The 16,835-nt window shown below is 70.1% G+C and carries 14 protein-coding genes and 1 riboswitch; of the genes, 10 read left to right on the top strand and 4 right to left on the bottom strand.

Annotation, left to right across the window (positions count from 1 at the left end; genetic code table 11):
• Nucleotides 1-353 precede the first annotated feature (353 nt).
• The gene (locus tag WMF14_RS05165) at nt 354-2,639 is read right to left on the bottom strand and encodes a TonB-dependent receptor (protein ID WP_437799081.1); all 2,286 of its coding nucleotides are present in this window, start codon (nt 2,637-2,639) and stop codon (nt 354-356) included.
• A 237-nt stretch (nt 2,640-2,876) separates the two neighbouring features.
• Nucleotides 2,877-3,084, bottom strand: a riboswitch (cobalamin riboswitch).
• A 160-nt stretch (nt 3,085-3,244) separates the two neighbouring features.
• Between WMF14_RS05165 and typA the strand changes: the two genes are divergently transcribed.
• Both typA and WMF14_RS05155 read left to right on the top strand, forming a co-directional pair.
• Nucleotides 3,245-5,131: a translational GTPase TypA gene (gene typA, locus WMF14_RS05160; RefSeq protein WP_437297989.1), complete on the top strand. Its 1,887-nt coding sequence runs from the start codon at nt 3,245-3,247 to the stop codon at nt 5,129-5,131.
• Nucleotides 5,132-5,204: 73 nt separating this feature from the next.
• Entirely contained in the window at nt 5,205-5,699 is a 495-nt protein-coding gene (locus WMF14_RS05155; protein ID WP_437799080.1) for a hypothetical protein, read from the top strand.
• Here WMF14_RS05155 and WMF14_RS05150 read toward each other — a convergent pair.
• Complete coding sequence (locus tag WMF14_RS05150) at nt 5,687-6,625, bottom strand: LysR family transcriptional regulator (RefSeq protein ID WP_437799079.1); 939 nt, start codon at nt 6,623-6,625, stop codon at nt 5,687-5,689. The two genes, WMF14_RS05155 and WMF14_RS05150, sit on opposite strands and share 13 nt — an antisense overlap.
• Nucleotides 6,626-6,880: 255 nt before the next feature.
• Here WMF14_RS05150 and WMF14_RS05145 point away from each other — a divergent pair, with 255 nt between their 5' ends.
• Nucleotides 6,881-7,690, top strand: a complete 810-nt coding sequence (locus WMF14_RS05145) for a haloacid dehalogenase type II (RefSeq protein WP_437799078.1) — start codon at nt 6,881-6,883, stop codon at nt 7,688-7,690.
• Between the two features lie 80 nt (nt 7,691-7,770).
• Here WMF14_RS05145 and WMF14_RS05140 read toward each other — a convergent pair whose 3' ends face one another.
• Together WMF14_RS05140 and WMF14_RS05135 are read right to left on the bottom strand one after the other, a co-directional pair.
• Complete coding sequence (locus WMF14_RS05140) at nt 7,771-8,664, bottom strand: hypothetical protein (protein ID WP_437799077.1); 894 nt, start codon at nt 8,662-8,664, stop codon at nt 7,771-7,773.
• A gap of 474 nt (nt 8,665-9,138) precedes the next feature.
• Nucleotides 9,139-9,759 carry a DUF1990 family protein gene (locus WMF14_RS05135; RefSeq protein WP_437799076.1) on the bottom strand — a complete coding sequence of 207 codons (621 nt, stop codon included), beginning with the start codon at nt 9,757-9,759 and terminating at the stop codon, nt 9,139-9,141.
• A 285-nt stretch (nt 9,760-10,044) separates the two neighbouring features.
• Between WMF14_RS05135 and WMF14_RS05130 the strand changes: the two genes are divergently transcribed.
• From WMF14_RS05130 to WMF14_RS05100, 7 genes are all read left to right on the top strand, one after another.
• A complete protein-coding gene (locus WMF14_RS05130; protein WP_272100248.1) occupies nt 10,045-10,404 on the top strand; it encodes a hypothetical protein in 360 nt (119 codons plus the stop codon).
• Complete coding sequence (locus WMF14_RS05125) at nt 10,401-11,591, top strand: caspase, EACC1-associated type (protein ID WP_437799075.1); 1,191 nt, start codon at nt 10,401-10,403, stop codon at nt 11,589-11,591. Before WMF14_RS05130 ends, WMF14_RS05125 begins: the two co-directional genes overlap by 4 nt.
• A gap of 136 nt (nt 11,592-11,727) precedes the next feature.
• Nucleotides 11,728-12,225 (top strand): HD domain-containing protein, encoded by a 498-nt coding sequence (locus WMF14_RS05120; protein WP_437799074.1) that lies wholly within the window; start codon nt 11,728-11,730, stop codon nt 12,223-12,225.
• Nucleotides 12,197-12,604 carry a sigma factor-like helix-turn-helix DNA-binding protein gene (locus tag WMF14_RS05115; protein ID WP_437799073.1) on the top strand — a complete coding sequence of 136 codons (408 nt, stop codon included), beginning with the start codon at nt 12,197-12,199 and terminating at the stop codon, nt 12,602-12,604. The genes WMF14_RS05120 and WMF14_RS05115 overlap by 29 nt, the downstream gene beginning before the upstream one ends.
• Nucleotides 12,601-13,446 carry a nucleotide-binding enzyme gene (locus tag WMF14_RS05110; RefSeq protein ID WP_272100240.1) on the top strand — a complete coding sequence of 282 codons (846 nt, stop codon included), beginning with the start codon at nt 12,601-12,603 and terminating at the stop codon, nt 13,444-13,446. The genes WMF14_RS05115 and WMF14_RS05110 overlap by 4 nt, the downstream gene beginning before the upstream one ends.
• Nucleotides 13,447-14,769: 1,323 nt before the next feature.
• The gene (locus tag WMF14_RS05105) at nt 14,770-16,260 is read left to right on the top strand and encodes a hypothetical protein (protein ID WP_437799072.1); all 1,491 of its coding nucleotides are present in this window, start codon (nt 14,770-14,772) and stop codon (nt 16,258-16,260) included.
• Between the two features lies 1 nt (nt 16,261).
• Nucleotides 16,262-16,747, top strand: coding sequence for a hypothetical protein (locus WMF14_RS05100; protein ID WP_272100236.1), 486 nt, complete (start codon nt 16,262-16,264; stop codon nt 16,745-16,747).
• Nucleotides 16,748-16,835 lie beyond the last annotated feature (88 nt).

Genomic DNA, 16,835 nt, shown 5'->3' with positions numbered 1-16,835 from the left:
GAGCACAGCAATGACCCCATGAGCCGGCGCCGAGAGCGTCCGCCGGTGGCGGCGCAGGGCCGCCGCGACCCGCTGGAGCGGCTCGAGCGTGCCAAGGCGGACTCATCGATTGTGGAGCCATCGAGCGTGTCCAGCGCGAGCCACCCGACCTCGAGGACACCGCGATTGACGAGCGCTACGGCGCCCCAGCTCCCCGGCCAGCCGCAGCGTGGAGGGGCCATGACGGCGCCGTGGATGGGTCGAGAGCAGGGTTGTCGCGCATTCCTGCGGACCACCCGGCATGAGTGGAGTGGAACGCGCGGCGGGGACGGCGCGGACCGTCGGAGTCGACACCGCTTCAGGCGGCGATGCGCCTACTCCCAGTAAAGCGTCGCCCGCCCGATCGCCGTGAACGGCCACCCCGGCGAGTAGTGGATCCCGGTGACCGGGGCCGGCTCGTACGGCAGCCGCGACTCGCTCGCGAACTGGACCTCGCGCCACGTCGTGTCGAAGAGGTTCTGGATGTCCACGGCCACCTCGACGTGCTTCCACCGCAGCCCGGCGTTGGCGTCGACGACCGTGAACCCCTCGGCGGTGAGCGACTCGTCCTCGGTCGCGGGCCGCGCGCCGATCGCCTTGACCCGCAGCGCCGCGAACGGCGTGAACGCGCCGAACGTCGGGCGGACGCCGACGCCCGCGGTCAGCGTCCGGGTCGGCGCGAGGGCGACCGCGCTCGCGTTGCCGGCGTTCTCGCGGAAGCGCGCGCGGGTGAAGGTCGCGTCCACGTCCGCGAACAGCCAGCTCCCGAGGCGGTAGCGCCCGCCGATCTCGATCCCGTAGCGCCGCGTCTGCCCCGACGCCTCGGTCGCGCCCGCGTCGCCGCTCCACACAAGCTCCGAGTCCACGTCGAGGAGGAACCCGGCCCCGCTCAGCGACAGCCCGCGCAAGGGCGCGACCCGCACGCCGACCTCGTAGCCCGTCGCGGGCGTGATCAGCGTCGCCGCCCCCTCGCCCAGCACCGCGCCCTGCGCGTCGTTCGAGTGGAAGCCCCGCCCGAAGTGGGCGAAGAGATCGAGCCCCTCGACGGGCGACACGATCGCCGTGAGCTTCGGGAGCAGCTGCATCTGCCCCCGGGTGCCGCTCGCTCTGTTCCCCGTCCTCTCGAGGTCCTCGCCCGGGTCGTCCACGTTGACGTCGATCCACTGCCCACGCGCCCCGAGCACGACGCGGAGCCAGCGCCGGAGCCGGGCGTCCTGCTCGACGTAGACGCCGATCTGGCTCTCGTCGACGTGGGTCCTGCTCTTCTCCTCGATCCGCTCGCGCGCCTCGTCGTGGTGGAGGGATTTGTCGATCGCGTCCGCGCGGATCTGCGCGCCGAGCGAGGTCGTGAACCTCGCCCCGCCGATCTCGTATTGCCTGCGGAACCGGAGATCGGCGCCCCCGACGGTGCGGTCGTCGTTCTGCTCGATCTGGTCGCCGTGGACGGCGTCCTCGCTGAAGAACGTGAAGTTCGAGTACAGCGTGAAGCGGTAGCGAACGAGGTAGGCCAGCGCGCTCAGATCGGCGTCCCGCCACGCCGTCGAGTAGGCGAGGGACGCCATGTGCCGCTCGGTCGCCCCGCCCTCGGTCGGATCCACGGCGCCGAAATGGTCGATGCACGGCTGTCCGAACGCCGACGGCGGCGGGTTCAGCCCGCCCTGCTCGCCCTCGCCGCAGACGGCGCGCGCGGGGATCTGGCCGGAGCCGTGCCAGGTCGATCCATACGACATCCATGTCATCTGGACCTTCCCGGTGTCGCCGAGATCGTGCGTGGCCCGCAGGTACACATTGAAGCGCTTGAGCCGCTCCGGGCTCAGGAACGGCCCGTCGTTCCGGTAGATCTCCGCCGCGGCCACAGCGCGCCACGCGTCGCCGAGATCCGGCGAGGCGATGACGAGGCCGCGCTGGATACCGTACTGCCCCAGGCTGACCTGCGCGTAGCTCTCCTCGAGCTTCTCGGCGAAGCGCAGGTTGACGGCGCCCGCCGTACCGAAGTCGCCGATGCCGGCGTAATAAGGCCCCTTGTAGCCGTCGAGCCCTGTCACGAGCTCCGGGATCATGAAGTAGAGATCGGTGAAGCCGTGCCCGTGGCCGTGGCTGACCATGTTGACGGGCACGCCGTCGACGAAGAAGGCGACGTCGGTCCCGTGGTCCGCGTCGAACCCGCGGAGGAAGTACTGGTTCGCCTTGCCGCCGCCCGCGTGCTGCACGGCGAAGAGCCCGGGGACCGACTCGAGGATGTCGCCCGGCCGCAGCCTCGGCCTGAGCTCGAGCTCCCGGTGTCCGACGGAGACGCGCGACGCGGCCTCGCTGCCCGGCCTCTCCGCCTGGATCGTGACCTCGATCGCGGCGTCGCCCTCGGGCGCGCCCGCGCTGCCCGCCGGCGCCGCGGCGTCGCCCGCGGGCGTGCCCGCGCTGCCCGCCGGCGCCGCGGCGTCGCCCGCGGGCGTGCCCTCACCGGAGGGCTCTGCAGCGGCGGCCTCCGGCGGGGCAGCGGGCGCCTCGGGGGTGTCGCCCTCGGCGCGCGCGGGCCGCGCGGCGGCCAGCACCATGGATAACGCGGCGAGCAGATGAAATGGATGGCGGTGCCCGTGGCTCGTCGTGACCGTCTCGCGCAGCATTCGTGTCCTCCTTCGCTGCAATCGCGCGGAGCGGCTTCGGGCCGCTCGCGTCGAGCTCCGCGAGGACGAAATGGCTGGCCATCGCACGGTGCGCTGGACCGACCTCTCGCCCCCGCGGGCGACCGGAAGGCGACGCGGGGGCGGTTCGGTATCCGGGACGTGGCAGAGGCAGAGCTGCACCGGCTCGGACCTCACCGCCTCCCTCGAGGCTCCCAGGTCGAACCGGCGCCGGATGTCTCCCGCCGCCGGGCGCTGGCAGGTCTTCGGGCTCGCGAGCGCTCCGGCCTGGCCGGCTCCCTACTGTCCACCGCTTCCCAGCCCTCGTCGGGCCAGTGCTTGGGGTGGAGGTCGTTCTCGCTTACCGCTGCGGGGCAGCCCCGGAATTTCACCGGGTTCCCTCTTCGGCCCAGGCGAACGCCCGGGCACCAGCGCGGCGCGCACCCTATGGCCGCGCGCCTTCGGCTGTCAATCGCTACCGCTCCCCTCGCCCGCCCGGCGAGGGCTCGCCCGCGCCACGCGCGCGCCTCGCGCTCTCCATCCGAGCGCCTCCCTGCGCGGCTGCCGCGCCGCTGCCGTGCAGGCCGAACGTTCGGGCTCTAGCGAGGATGGGCTCGCTCCTCCGTGGGTCGCGTGCTACACGGCCGCCGCCGTATATGCCCCGTAACGATCTCCGCAATATCGCCATCGTCGCCCACGTCGACCACGGGAAGACGACCCTCGTCGATCACATGCTCCGCCAGTCGGGCGCCTTCCGAGAGAACGAGGTCGTGGCCGAGCGGGTCATGGACTCGAACGACCTCGAGCGGGAGCGCGGCATCACCATCCTCGCGAAGAACACGAGCATCCGGTACCGCGGGGTCAAGATCAACATCGTCGACACGCCCGGCCACTCCGACTTCGGCGGCGAGGTCGAGCGCACGCTCATGATGGCCGACGGGGCGCTCCTCCTCGTCGACGCCGCCGAGGGCCCGCTGCCGCAGACGCGCTTCGTGCTCTCGAAGTGCCTCCAGCGCGGCTTCCCGGTCATCGTGGTCATCAACAAGATCGACCGGAGCGACGCGCGCGCCCACGAGGTGCTCTCCGAGGTGTTCGACCTCTTCTGCGACCTCGAGGCGAGCGACGCGCAGATGGACTTCTCGACGCTCTACGCGATCGCGAAGTTCGGCCAGGCGAAGCGAGAGCTCGAGCACGAGGCGAAGGACCTCGAGCCGCTCTTCGAGACCATCCTCGAGCGGGTCCCCGGCCCCTCGGGCGACCCCGACGGTCCGCTCCAGGTCATCGTCTGCAACACGACGCACGACGAGTACGTGGGCCGGCTCGCGGTCGGCCGCGTGGTCCGCGGCACCGCCCGGTCCGGCGCCGACGTCGCGCTCCTCGCCGAGGGCGGGCAGTCGCGCGGCTACGTGAAGATGCTCTACGCCTACGAGGGGCTGAAGCGCGTCGCCGTCGAGAGCGCCGTCGCGGGCGAGGTGATCGCGATCGCCGGGATCGACGCGGTCACGATCGGCGACACGATCACGGATCCGGCGCACCCCGAGGCGCTGCCGCGGATCGTCGTCGAGGAGCCGACGATCAAGATGAAGATCGGCGTCAACACGTCGACGTTCGCCGGCAAGTGCAAGCAGTCGAAATTCCTGACGAGCCGTCACCTGAAGGAGCGGCTCGAGCGCGAGGCGATGAAGAACCTCGCGATCCGGGTGGAGCCGACCGAGGTGCCCGACACGTTCGTGGTGCTCGGCCGCGGCGAGCTCCAGCTCGCCATCCTGGTCGAGACGATGCGGCGCGAGGGGTACGAGATGCAGCTCTCGAACCCCGAGGTGGTGACGCGCGAGATCGACGGCGAGGTGATGGAGCCGCTCGAGCTCGTGGTCGTGGACGTGCCGGACACCTACGTCGGCATCGTGACCGAGCGCCTCAGCTCCCGGCGCGGCCGGATGGTGAAGATGACGAACCCCGGCTTCGGCCGCGCCCGCCTCGAGTTCCGGGTGCCCTCGCGCGGGCTCATCGGCTTCCGCGGCGAGTTCCTGACGGCGACGCGCGGGACGGGCCTGCTCAACACGATGTTCGACGGCTGGGCGCCCTGGGGCGGCCCGATGATGCGCCGCCCGACCGGCGCCATCGTCGCCGATCGCGTCGGCGTGGCGACCCCGTACGCGCTGCACCACCTGCAGCCGCGCGGCATGTTCTTCATCGTCCCCGGCGTCGAGGTCTACGAGGGGATGATCATCGGCGAGCACAACCGGCCGAACGACACCGACGTCAACGTCATCAAGGAGAAGAAGCTGTCGAACGTGCGCAACCACGGCAAGGACGAGAACGTCCTCCTGGCCAGCCCGCGGCTGCTCACGATCGAGACGGCGATGGAGTGGATCGACGGCGACGAGCTCGTCGAGGTCACGCCCGACGCGGTGCGCGTCCGCAAGAAGGTGCTCGCGTGCAACCGCCGGGAGCGCCGCGAGGACGCGATCGAGCAATCGCAGGCGGTGGAGTGAGCGGCGGGGGGCGCGCGGGACGCCCGACGCGCGCCCCTGCCGTGCCTGCCGCGCTTAAGATGAAGATGCCCTGATGAGAACGACGCTGCTCTTCGCTTTCCTGGCTTCAGTCGTCGTGCTCTCGGGGGCGGGCGCTTGCGGCGGGGCCGTCGTCGTCGACGGGCTCCCCGAGAGCTCCGACGGCGCCGGGGGCGCTGGCGCGGCCGAGGGGTCGCAGTCGGCGAGCTCCGGCCGGCCCTCCATCGAAGAGCAGAAGGCCTCGTGCGATTTCTTCTGCTCGCTCTTCGACGGCGTCACGTGTCCGGAGCTCCGGTGTCACGAGCGCTGCGCCGACCTGCTCTCCGAGCAGCGCCCCTGCAACGCGCAGACCGCTCCTTTCTTCGATTGCATGGGCGAGACCATCGTCTCCGCGGACCGGATCCCCTGCGAGTTCCTCGCGCCGTCGATCGCGTCGCTCTTCGATTGCCTGAGCGGGCGCGATCGGGAGTGCAGGACCGATTTCCTGCCCCAGACGTGCGACGCGCCGTTCGAGCAGCTCAGGGCGTGTCAGCGCGATCAGGGCCGGTAGCGGGGGCGCTCGCCGCCTGACGCGCGCGGCCGCGCGCCGGGGTCGAGGGCGCTCCGGAGCGGCCCGAGGGCGTCGACGACGAACGCGACGAGCGCCTTCACGCGCGGCACCCCGCGCGTATCGCGGTGCACCCCGAGCCACAGCTTGCGCCCTGGCGGCGGCGAGGGCGGCGAGAGCAGGCGGAGGCCGGCGGTCGCGTCGCCGAGGTAGCGGGGCAGGCAGACGAGCCCGACGCCGGCGGCCCCCATCGTCGCCTGGGGCTCGCGGCCGTTGGTGCGCGCGGCGACGCGGGCCTTCGCGGCGACGGCGCGCACCCACGACAGGTCGGCGATCGCCGGAGGATCGTCGTTCATGGTGACGAGGGCGTGGCCCTCGCACTGCCGGCCCCAGTCCGGCGGGCCGTGCTCGGCGAGGTAGTCCTCCGATGCATAGAGGCCGAACGCGATCCGCGCGACCTCGCGCTGGAAGACCTCGTGGTGCTCGAACGCGGCGGGGCGAAGGGCGATGTCCGCTTCCCGCCGCGGCAGGCTCAGCCACCGCGCGTCCGCGATGAGATCGACGGAGATGGCGGGGTGGCGCCCGAGGAACGGGACGAGCAGCGGCCCGAGGACGCGCGTGGCGAGCCACTCGGACGCGGTGATGCGGAGGTGGCCTCTCAGGCCTGCGTCGCGCCCGGCGGCGGCGCGCTCGGCCGCGAGCGCGTCCTGCTCCATGCGCTCGGCGTGGCCGAGCACGCTCTCGCCCGCGGCCGAGAGCGTGAACCCCGACGGCGAGCGCTGGAAGAGCCTCGCCCCGAGGCGCCGCTCGAACGCCGCGACGCGCCGCCCCACGGTCGGCTGGGTGACCTTCAGCGCGCGCGCGGCGGCGGAGAGGTTGCCGTGCCGCGCGACGGCGAGGAAGTAGCGCAGATCGTCCCAGTCGAGCATGGCTCCGGGGCGCGGGGCGCTGCTGCCGGAGAGCGCTCCGCGCCATGCAAAGGTGCATGCCGAGTCTACGTCGATGGTGGATCCCCCGGCAACGGCGGACCGCGCATGCTCTCCAGCGTGCGTTCGCGCACCCGCGACCCCGCGCACTCTCGCACTCGGGCGATCGGGCGCTCGGTACTCGCGTTCTCGCGCTCTCGCGCTCTCGCGCTCTCGCAGGTCGTGTGTTTCACATCGGATGATCGGATGGAGGCTGGCATGTTGACGAATCGTCGTGAGTTTCTCCACCGCGTGACCGGCACGGCCGCGGCGGGCTTCCTGGGCTCTGCCCCGGCCGCGAACACCTCCTGTGCCGCGCAGCATGGGCCGGCGCCGCCGCGACCCGCGGCGGGGTCGAGGATCAAGGCGGTCGCCTTCGACGCCTTTCCGATCTTCGATCCGCGGCCGATCGCCGCGCTCACGGAGGAGCTCTGCCCGGGCAAGGGGGCATTGCTGAACGAGGCGTGGCGCACCCGGCAATTCGAGTACACGTGGCTCCGGGCCGCCTCCCACGAGTATGCCGACTTCTGGCAGGTGACGGCGGATGCGCTGGTGTTCGCCGAGCGCGCGCTGGCGCTCGATCTCGGGGAGGAGAAGCGGGGGCGGCTCCTCGGCGCGTACCTCGATCTCCGGGCGTGGCCTGACGTGCTGCCGGCGCTCGGGGCGCTGAGGGGCGCGGGGATCCGGCTCTCGTTCCTGTCGAACTTCACCCCGAAGATGCTCGGGGCCGCCATCGAGAGCTCCGGTCTGGGGGGCCTGTTCGAGCACATGCTCAGCACGGACCGGGCGAGGACGTACAAGCCGGATCCTCGCGCGTACCGGATGGCGCTCGACGCGTTCGGCCTCACGCGCGAGGAGATCGCGTTCGTCGCGTACGCCGGCTGGGACGCCGCCGGGGCCCGGTGGTTCGGCTATCCCACGTTCTGGGTCAACCGCCTGGGCCTGCCGGCCGAGGAGCTGGGCGTGAGCGCCGACGCGACGGGAGCGAGCCTGTCGGATCTTGTGAAGTTCGTGAAGGAGAGGGCATGACCGGCGGGGCCATGCCCTCAGCGCCTACGTCGAAGCAGCGGGCGTGACCGGCGGGGTACGCCGTCGACACCGAGTCGAGGCTAGGGATTCCCCTGCTGCACGGTCTCGTCTTCGACCGTGCCTTGCTCAACCTCGTCGCCGTCGATCGGGGCGGGCTCTTCCGGGTCCTGCTGCTGTCCGCCGCCTTGAGCCGGTTGCGCCCGCGCGAGCAGGCGCGGCGTGATCTGCTCGAAGTCGTCGCCGTGGAAATAGTACCCGATCCTCCGGAGGTGCAGGTGACGCTGCACGATCAGGGTCCACAACCGATCTCGCGCGTCCTCGGCGGACGATCTCTCCTTCTTCTTCACCTCGACCCGCGCGCCGGCCGGGGTCAGGTTCTCGAGCAGCCACTCGCTCGTGCGCCCGAGCTTCTCGATCTCCTCCCGCGTGAACGGGTGCAGCCCCTTCAGGGCGCTCGCGTGCCGCATGAACAGCGCCGCGAGCTCCATCCCGTCCCGGGCCATATCGTACTTGCCGGTGCCGGATCGGATCTGCGCGACCCGATCCTTGTCGAGCAGGCCGCGCCGGGCGAAGAGCTCCGCCTGCGTCAGCAGCTCCTCGCGCGGGCCGCTGACCTCCTGCAGCGCCCGCTCTATCTCCCTCGGGCTCGCCGTGCGCGGCAGCGCTTCGCGCGAGGCGAAGAGGAGCGCCCTGGCGATGTCCGGCAGCTGCAGCACCTCTTTCAGAGGGATCCTGGGCAGGTGCTCGCTCACGGCCTGGGATTGCTTCCTCGTGCCGCACACCGCCGCGACGCCGCGCTTCACATTGACCAGCACGATGCGCGGGTCGGCGCGGCACGCCTGCACCTCGGCCTCCGGGATCTCCGCTGCCATCGGCAGGTATTGTCTGTAAAGGGTCTCGTAGCTCCGGGTCTGCTCGTCTCCCGCGGCATCCGCCGGCGGGGCGCTCTCTTGTCGGCTTTTCGTTCTCGCCATATCGCGGACCATAAGAAGCGGTCATCACGAGCGAAAGCGGCCGGTCATCGTCTGTAATCTGGTGAGGTATCATGCAGAGTCGCATGCGCCCGCGTACCTGAGCGAGCCGCCGCAGGCAGGTCTGTATGATGCATTTCATCGGGAGGCACGCGCGCAGGCACATTTGCATGATGGCTTACTTCCGGATGAGGCGGCGCAGGCAGATCTGCACGCTGGATTACTTCCGGATGAGGCGCCGCAGCCACTTTTGTATGATTTTTCACTTTCAGGAGCCGACGCGCAGCCCCACCCGCGCATCGACCTGCTCCCGGGGAACTCTGCGAAGGCGGATCCGGGTGCTGTGGAGCTTCAGGGCGCTGCGGAGGATGCGATTCCGGGTGCCGGCGGATGGCCGTGCGGGCCCTCGCGTGATGTGGTGAGGGGGCGCTCGGCGCGCGGGTCCCGTCACGGGGACCGCTCCGCTCCCGGCGCGCCTCACGGCTGCGAGGTCACGGCGCTGCACATGGCGCGCATGGAGTCGCGGGCGAACCGCGCCTGGACCCGGCGCGCGTAGGGAAAGCCCAGCCGGGCGAGGAGGTGGTTCGGCCGGGAGACGGCGAAGATGTCGTAGGCGACCTCGCCGGAATGCTCGTCGTGCTCGACGAGAAAGCGCTCCTCGCCGCGCTCGCCGTGCTCCTCGAGCGTCCCGTAGGCGAAGCCGAACCGGCGCACAGGGCCGCTCGTCTCATCGACCGTGGAAACGATCCGGCACGCGTTGAGCCAGTGAATCCCGAGCACGCGGACGAGGATCGCCACGGTGACGCCGGTCTGGAGGGGAGCGTCGGGAGAGCAGAGCTCGACCCAGCCGAGCCGGAACTGTGCCCAGCACCGCATCGCCTCGACAGCGCGGTCGAAGAGCGCGGCGCCCCGGCCGAGCACCACGCGGTGGTGGTCGACGTTGAAGCCGGCAGGCGGCCGCGGGCGGCCGTCGCCGGCACCGGTGCAGCCGACCTCCGCGTAGGAGAGCGGCCGATCCGCCTGGCGAGCGAGGAAGGCGTGGATCACGGCATCCGAGGGGCGAGCGAGGGAGAGCACGAGGGGCAGGATAGCTCGCACCGCAGTATGTTCCCGTCACTTCCGCCTCGTGTGTCTTTGCAGTCACGACGACGCGCAAGGAGCACCTTCGCGGCTGGCCGACCTGCACGGATCCGCCAAGGCCTCTCACGTGGGAATCAGCATGGACATGAGATGGGCTGGACGATCGCGAAGCAGCCCTCAGGCGCGCTCCGCAGGTCGAGACAGCGCCGCGCGCACCACGCGACTCCCCCGCACGGCTGGCACCTACCGGCGAGCGCTGATACGCTCCTCGGCGACTCGTAACAGCGAGGAGGTGCATGGCCAATGGACATGCAATTCAATTTTCACGACGCCGAGGTCGAGGCGGACCAGCTGGACGCGATGCTCGAGAGCTTGATGCGCGACGTCGGCACCGCAGGCGCGACCCCGGCCCGCGTCGTCGAAGGGCGCCTCCCGAAGAACGCAAAGGGAGACGCCTTCACCGTCGGCGCGATCGCGGTCGCCGCGCTCCCCGCGGTGCTTCCCCAGGTGATTCAGCTCGTCAATGAGTGGGTCGTCCGCGCGCCGAAGCGCCGCATTCGCATCCGGGGGAAGAACGGTCTGGAGGTCGAGTTCACCTCGGACAAGCCGCTCGGGGAGAAGGAAGTGCTCGACCTCGCGCGCCGCATCAGCGCAATCAAATGACAGCCCTGGACAGAGATCCTGTGCTGGGCGGACGGGACCGCATCGCGCTCATCATCGCGAACGGAATGTATTCGGACGACAAGTTGCGCTCGCTTCAGGCGCCCGCCCTCGACGCATCGAAGCTCGCCGACACGCTGGAGAGCCCGGACATCGGCGATTTCCGCGTCCAGCTCTGCGTCGATGGCAGCCAGCTCGAGGTCCGGAAGGCCATCGGCGCGCTCTTCCATCGTCGCCATCCGGAGGATCTGCTCGTCCTCTACTACTCCGGTCATGGCCTGAAGGACGACTGGGGTCACCTCCACCTCGCCGCGCGCGACACGGAGAAAGAGCTCTTCAGCGCGACCTCGGTCGACGCGGCATGGATCAGCCGCCAGATCGATCAGTGCCCCGCGAAGCGCATCGTCCTGATCCTCGACTGCTGCTACAGCGGCGCGTACGAGAACTCCGCCAAGAGCGAGCAGGACAGCGTCGACATCGCCGGGACGTTCATGGGAGACGGCTCGGGTCGCGTCGTGATCTCCGCCACGACGTCGGTCCAGCTGGCATGGCAGGCCGACCAGCCCGTGGGGGTGCCCTCGCAGTCGATCTTCACGCGCCACCTCGTCGAGGGCCTGTCGACCGGCACAGCCGATCTGGACCGAGACGGATACGTCGATGTCCACGAGCTCTGCGAGTACGTGCAAGCGAGCATCAAGGCCGAGGGAGGCCGGCAAACCCCGCAGATGTGGACGCAGAAGTACGAGGGGCGGCTGCGCATCGCCAAGGCCCCGCTCCGGCCCACGATCCCGGCGTCGGGCGGGAACGCCGCGATCACCTACGAGCTCTTCGTGTGCAACGGGCCTCTCGAAGGTCGGCGGTTCGTGCTCCACCCTGGAGAGTTCAGGGTAGGGCGAGAGCCCGACTGCTTCATCCGCCTCGATGATCCGAAGGTGTCGCGAAAGCACGCGACGATCGTCGTCGGAGCGGAGGAGGTGCGCGTGATCGACCAGGGAAGCACGCACGGGACCAAGATCGACGATCAGCGCATCACGAGCGCCTTGCTCCCGCAAAACGGCCAGATCATCGTCGGGGGCACCGTGCTCCGGCTGGTCCGCCTGGAGGCTGCATGCGCACGTCAGACCCAGGAGACGGCCGCGCACCCGCCGACCGCGCCGAAGAAGCGATCGGCCACCCTGTTCACTCCCTGACTCCTGGCGCAGGTGCGCCCGCGCTATGCTTCGGCTCGCCCGGCGAGCGCGGCCTCCCGGTGGGTGTGACTGCGCCCCAGGGTGAAGGGGCACCGCTCGCCCGCAGCCCGCGGGCGGCCTGACCGCCCTCCCGTCGATGCACCAGGACCTCCTCGATCTCCTCCTCGCCCTCGACCGCGTGCCGCAGGATCCGCGCTGGCACCCCGAGGGCAACGCGCTCTTCCATTCCCTGCAGGTATTCGACCTGGCCCGCCGCGAGACCGCGGATCGCTCGCTCTGGGCCGCGGCCCTGCTCCACGACGTCGGCAAGGCGTTCGCCTGCGCGGACCACGCCGAGGAGGGGGCCGACGTGCTCGCGGAGCTCGTGTGCCCGCGGGTGGTCTGGCTCGTGCGGCACCACCTCCACCTGCTGCGCGCGCCCGGCGCGACCAGGCGGCGCCTGCGGCGCACGAAGGCGCTCGCGGATCTCACGCGGCTCCGCCGCTGGGACGTCGGCGGCCGCTCGCCCGAGGCGACCGTGCTCCGCCCCGAGGCCGCCGTGGAGCTCCTGCTCGACGGCGCAGACTGGACCCTCCTGTCGATCGGCGGCGAGCCCGCCCCTTCCGATGACCTGCGAAAGGAGCCGCTCGCCTGAGCGCAAGATCCGCCGTGAGGTCCTCTGCGACGACGTCGACCGCTGGGGCGACGATCGCCGGCTCTGGGGCGGCGAGGCCGAGCCGCCCGGGCGAGAGCGGCTCTGCGCCGCGGTGCGGGACGCTGTCGAGACCGCGCTGACGGCGAAGCAGCGGGAGGTCGTCGAGGCCTATTTCTTCGACGGCCTGTCGCAGGGCGAGATCGCGCGCCGCCTCGGCGTGGCGCAGCAGGTCGTGCAGAAGCGCCTGTTCGGGGCGCCGCGGGGCGGCCAGGTGGTCGGCGGCGCGATGCTCCGGCTGCGGCAGGCCCTCGAGCCGGCGGTCGCCGCGGCGGCGGCGCCGGCGACGCGCGCGGCGCGGGTGGCGCGGGTGGCGAGATGAGCGCCGAGCGCTTCGGCGGGCTGCGGGCCCGCATCGCCGCGGAGGCCGCGCGCCTCATGTACGAGGAGGGCGTGGACCAGTACTTCACCGCGAAGCGCATGGCCGCGAAGCGGATCCTCGGCGCGGTGGAGGGGCGGCGGGCGCGCTACCGGCCCGCGGACCTGCCCTCCAACGGCGAGATCCGCGAGGCGCTGCTCCTCTTCGCCGAGCGCGCCGAGGGGAGCCAGCGGACGCGCCGGCTCTTCGCGCTGCGCATCGTGGCGCTGGAGGCCATGCGCGCGCTCGCGCCGTTCTCGCCGCGGCTCATCGGCTCGGTCTCCACCGGCCATATCCGCCGCGGTAGCGACGTCGATCTGCACGTGTTCCCGGCCGACGAGGAGGCGCTGGAGCGGCACGTGCGGGCGCTCGGCTGGACGTTCGACCGCGAGCGCGTGACCCTCCAGAAGGGCGGAGAGCTCCGGGAGTACGTCCACTACCACGTGGCGGACGCGGCGCCCCTGGAGCTCACGGTGTACGCCCCGCGCGATCTGAGGGCGCGGCCCCGCAGCAGCACGGATGGCAAGCCGATCGTGCGCCTGGGCGTCGCCGCGCTCTCGGCGCTCTGCGCCCGGGATCACCCGGACGCGTGGGAGCGTTACCTGGAGACCGGCGAGGTGGAGGGCATGGACGCGCTGCTCGAGGCGGACGAGGACGAGCCGCTCCCCGGGCCGTTCGATGGGCTGCTCGACGACACCGGCAGCACGGGAGAGGACGGCGACGAGCCGGTCTGCGCCGAGCCCGGCGAGGAGGACGACCCCGATCAGGACTACGATCCCCTGCCCGGCTTCGAGGGCGCAGCCTGAGGCCCCCGCCCCCCGGAGGGCCTGCCGCCTTCACTCCACAGCCTGCGGGGCCGAGCGGCGCGGCGCCGGCGATGCGCCGGGCACGGCTCAGAGCGGGCCCGAGCTCCCGCCCCGAATCGAGGGTGTGACGGCGCTGCGCGTGCCCCGATAGGGCGCGGGGCAAAAGCTCACGATCCGGAGGAAGGTCCGCCGCTTCGAGCGGCGCTGCGAAGCCTCGGAGCGACATCGCAGGCGTGACACTCACACAGATCTGTTGGTCACACCACTCCGCCAGGATTCCTTGCCTCCGCGGAGCCAACGTCGATTGGGGGGGGCGAGAAAGCATTGCTTTTAACGCAAATTTGCGGTTGGCTGAGCTCGACGGGGGATCCATGAGCCATCACGGCCATGCACAATCCATGAGCGCCACTTGAGCGTGCTGCGATCGGACTCAAGCGGGTCCGTGTCCCCACTCACCCAACGACAAGGAACGAGCATAATGTGCGCGAGACTGCCACATGAATCTCCAGCGTCGGCGTCACGGCGATGGGGCCGAGTCTTCCTGATGGCAACTGCCGTCACTTTCCCGATCATTGGCTGCGTCTACGACAGTGATCAGCCGTGTGGGCCCGGCCAGACCCTGAAGGCCAACTCCGAATACTCGGCGCTCTGCGTCTGCGCCGAGGGCTATGCCGCGACGAAGAAGGGCTGCGTGCGCTGCCTCGAAAACGAGGAGGCCGGGGCCACTGGCTGTGTCTGCAAAGCCGGATATGGCCGCGCTGACGCCGCGGCCCCCTGCAATGCCTGTGGCGAGAACGAAGTGACTGGAGCGACAGGGGCATGCGAATGCGCGACGGGGTTCAGCAGGGCGTCCGCCGGGGCGCCATGCACGGCGGCCCCCGCCGGCCTGGACGCAGCATGCGATACCGCAACGACGCCTTGTCCGGACGCAACGTACAATCACTGCCACGCCGTCTCGGGGACCGCTGGCTACTGCACCAGCCAAGGATGCACGAGCTCCGCCGACTGCGCGGGCGGACACATGTGCGATCTCACGGTCACCCCATCCTACTGTCGCCGACCGCCCGTCGGCGCGGGAAAACCTTGCGCCAGCGACGCGGAGTGTGCAGGGACCGAGGCCACGTACTGCAATACCGCCGTGACGCAGAAGTGCCAGGTTCAAGGCTGCACGCTCTCGCCGGACAACTGCTTCGCCGGCACCGTATGCTGCGACTTTACCGCCTATGGTGTTGCCCAGTACCAGTGCGTCGCGGAAGGGAGCTGCATCAATTGAGAACGCGATCCGTTGCTTTCCGTGGCGTGCCCATTCACGTTATCTTGGCCATGTCCTCCGCGCTGCTGCTCGGGTCGTCGTTCGCGGCGGCTCAAGCAGCTCCGACGCCTGCGGAGACGGCTGGTCCAGCAGCCCCCTCCGGACCGGCTCCGGCGCCGGACGCGTCCGGTGCGGCTCCACCTTCGGAGCCAGCCTCTCCGGCTCAACCCGGCACGAGCGCGCAGCCGGGCGCAGCGAACGCGCCTGCCCTGGCGGCCAGCCCGGCCCCGGGCGCCGTGGCACCTCAACCAGGGACAGGGGCTGCCGGCACGGTCGACGCCAGCGCTGCCCCGCAGGCCGGCGGAGGAGCGGATGCTTACGCGCCGGCCGCCGAGGCGATCGCGGAGGACCTGACCGACGAAGCGACCAAGATCAGCATCTATGGCTTTGCTGATTTCACGTTCTCCGCGCTGCTCAGCGACGCGAAGACATCGGGCGCCTCGACCGGAGTGGGCCCGAATCCGAGCTTCTACGTCGGCAATCTGAACGTCTACCTCGACTCGAATCTGGGCAAGAAGTTCCGCTCCTTGATCGAGGTCCGCTTCACTTACCTGCCCGACGGGGCGGTCATGTTCGATCCGGCGACGTTCCAGAACACCCGCGTCAGCGCCGACTTTCCGGACTACACCGACTTTTCCAGGACGAAGAAGGTGGGTGGGGTGATCATCGAGCGCGCGTGGCTCGAATACGCAGCCCATCCGCTCTTCAACATCCGGGCCGGACAGTGGCTCACCCCCTATGGGATCTGGAACGTCGACCACGGGTCACCGGTCATCCTGAGCAACACGCGACCCTATATCATCGGCGCCGAGTGGCTGCCGCAACGACAGACCGGCATCGAAGCGTATGGCAGCCATGGCATCAGCGACACACAGGTGGGCTACCACCTCACCGTTTCAAACGGCCGCGGCCCGGTCGACAGCTACATGGATCTGGACAAGAACAAGGCCGTTGGCTGGCGCCTCTGGCTTCAGCAAGACACTCCATACGGCACCGTCACGGTCGGCACATCGGGCTACAAGGGCCGCTACACCGACGCCGGGCAGGTCGCAGCGCTGGAGGACGGCGCGTTTGTCACCAAGTTCCCCGTCACCGCGAGGTACGACGAGCTCGGCCTGGCCGCCGATCTCAAGTACACCTGGGGCGAGTTCCTGTTCCAGTCCGAGTACATCATGCATGACGTACGCTACGACGACGACTATCGGCCGGCTGGGATCATCCCGGGGACATGGGCTCCCGACAACCGCACCTGGGGCGCTTACTTTCAAACGGGCTATCGATTGCCCTGGTACGGTATCATGCCCTGGTTCGGCCTCGAGTACGACCGCCTCGGCAAGTCCAGCCCCGTGTATGAGGGGGCCGCTGCCGTCGGCGGCTTGAACATCCGCCCCACGGACAACGTCGTCCTGAAGCTCGTCGGCGTGCATGTATGGATGCCCTACCTGAAAAAGAAGAGCCCCGACATGGATCAGCTGGTCGCGCAGGTCGCGTGGAGTTTCTAGGATGATCGATCGAAGAACCCTCTTGATATCATGCGCATTCGCATTCGCGGCGATCACCTCGGTGACGCTGGCCGAGTCGTACGGCGCGGAGAACGTGGGACCTCTGGCGATCGTCGTCTCGAAGAGCTTCCCCACGAACGAGATCTCGTTTGGCGATCTGAAGCGCGCCTACATGGGCAGCCCGGTCGTAGCCAACGGGAAGCCGCTGGTCCCTATCACGTATCCCAGGGGTTCTCCGGAGCGCATCGGCTTCGACAAGGCGGTCCTCGGCATGTCGCCCGAGCAAATTGGCCTCTACTGGATCGATCGCAAGATTCGTGGACAAGCCGGTCCGCCGAAGCACGTCCCGGATGCGGCTGCGGTCCTGTGGATCGTGGGCAGGGTGGACGGGGCCATCGGATTCGTTCGCGCATCCGCGGCTGGGAAGGACGTCAAAATTCTTCGCGTCGACGGCAAGCTGCCAGGCGATCCGGGGTATCGTCTCTAGCTCATCGATTTCATTCGTTCGAACCACCGACGGCAGCCCGAGGCCGCCCCACGAGCGAACGCTCCCCGGGCGGTCGGCTGAACCCCGC

This window comes from Sorangium sp. So ce693, assembly GCF_051521375.1.
Taxonomy (GTDB): domain Bacteria; phylum Myxococcota_A; class Polyangia; order Polyangiales; family Polyangiaceae; genus Sorangium; species Sorangium atrum.
This window is presented reverse-complemented; position numbering and strand designations above follow the sequence as displayed.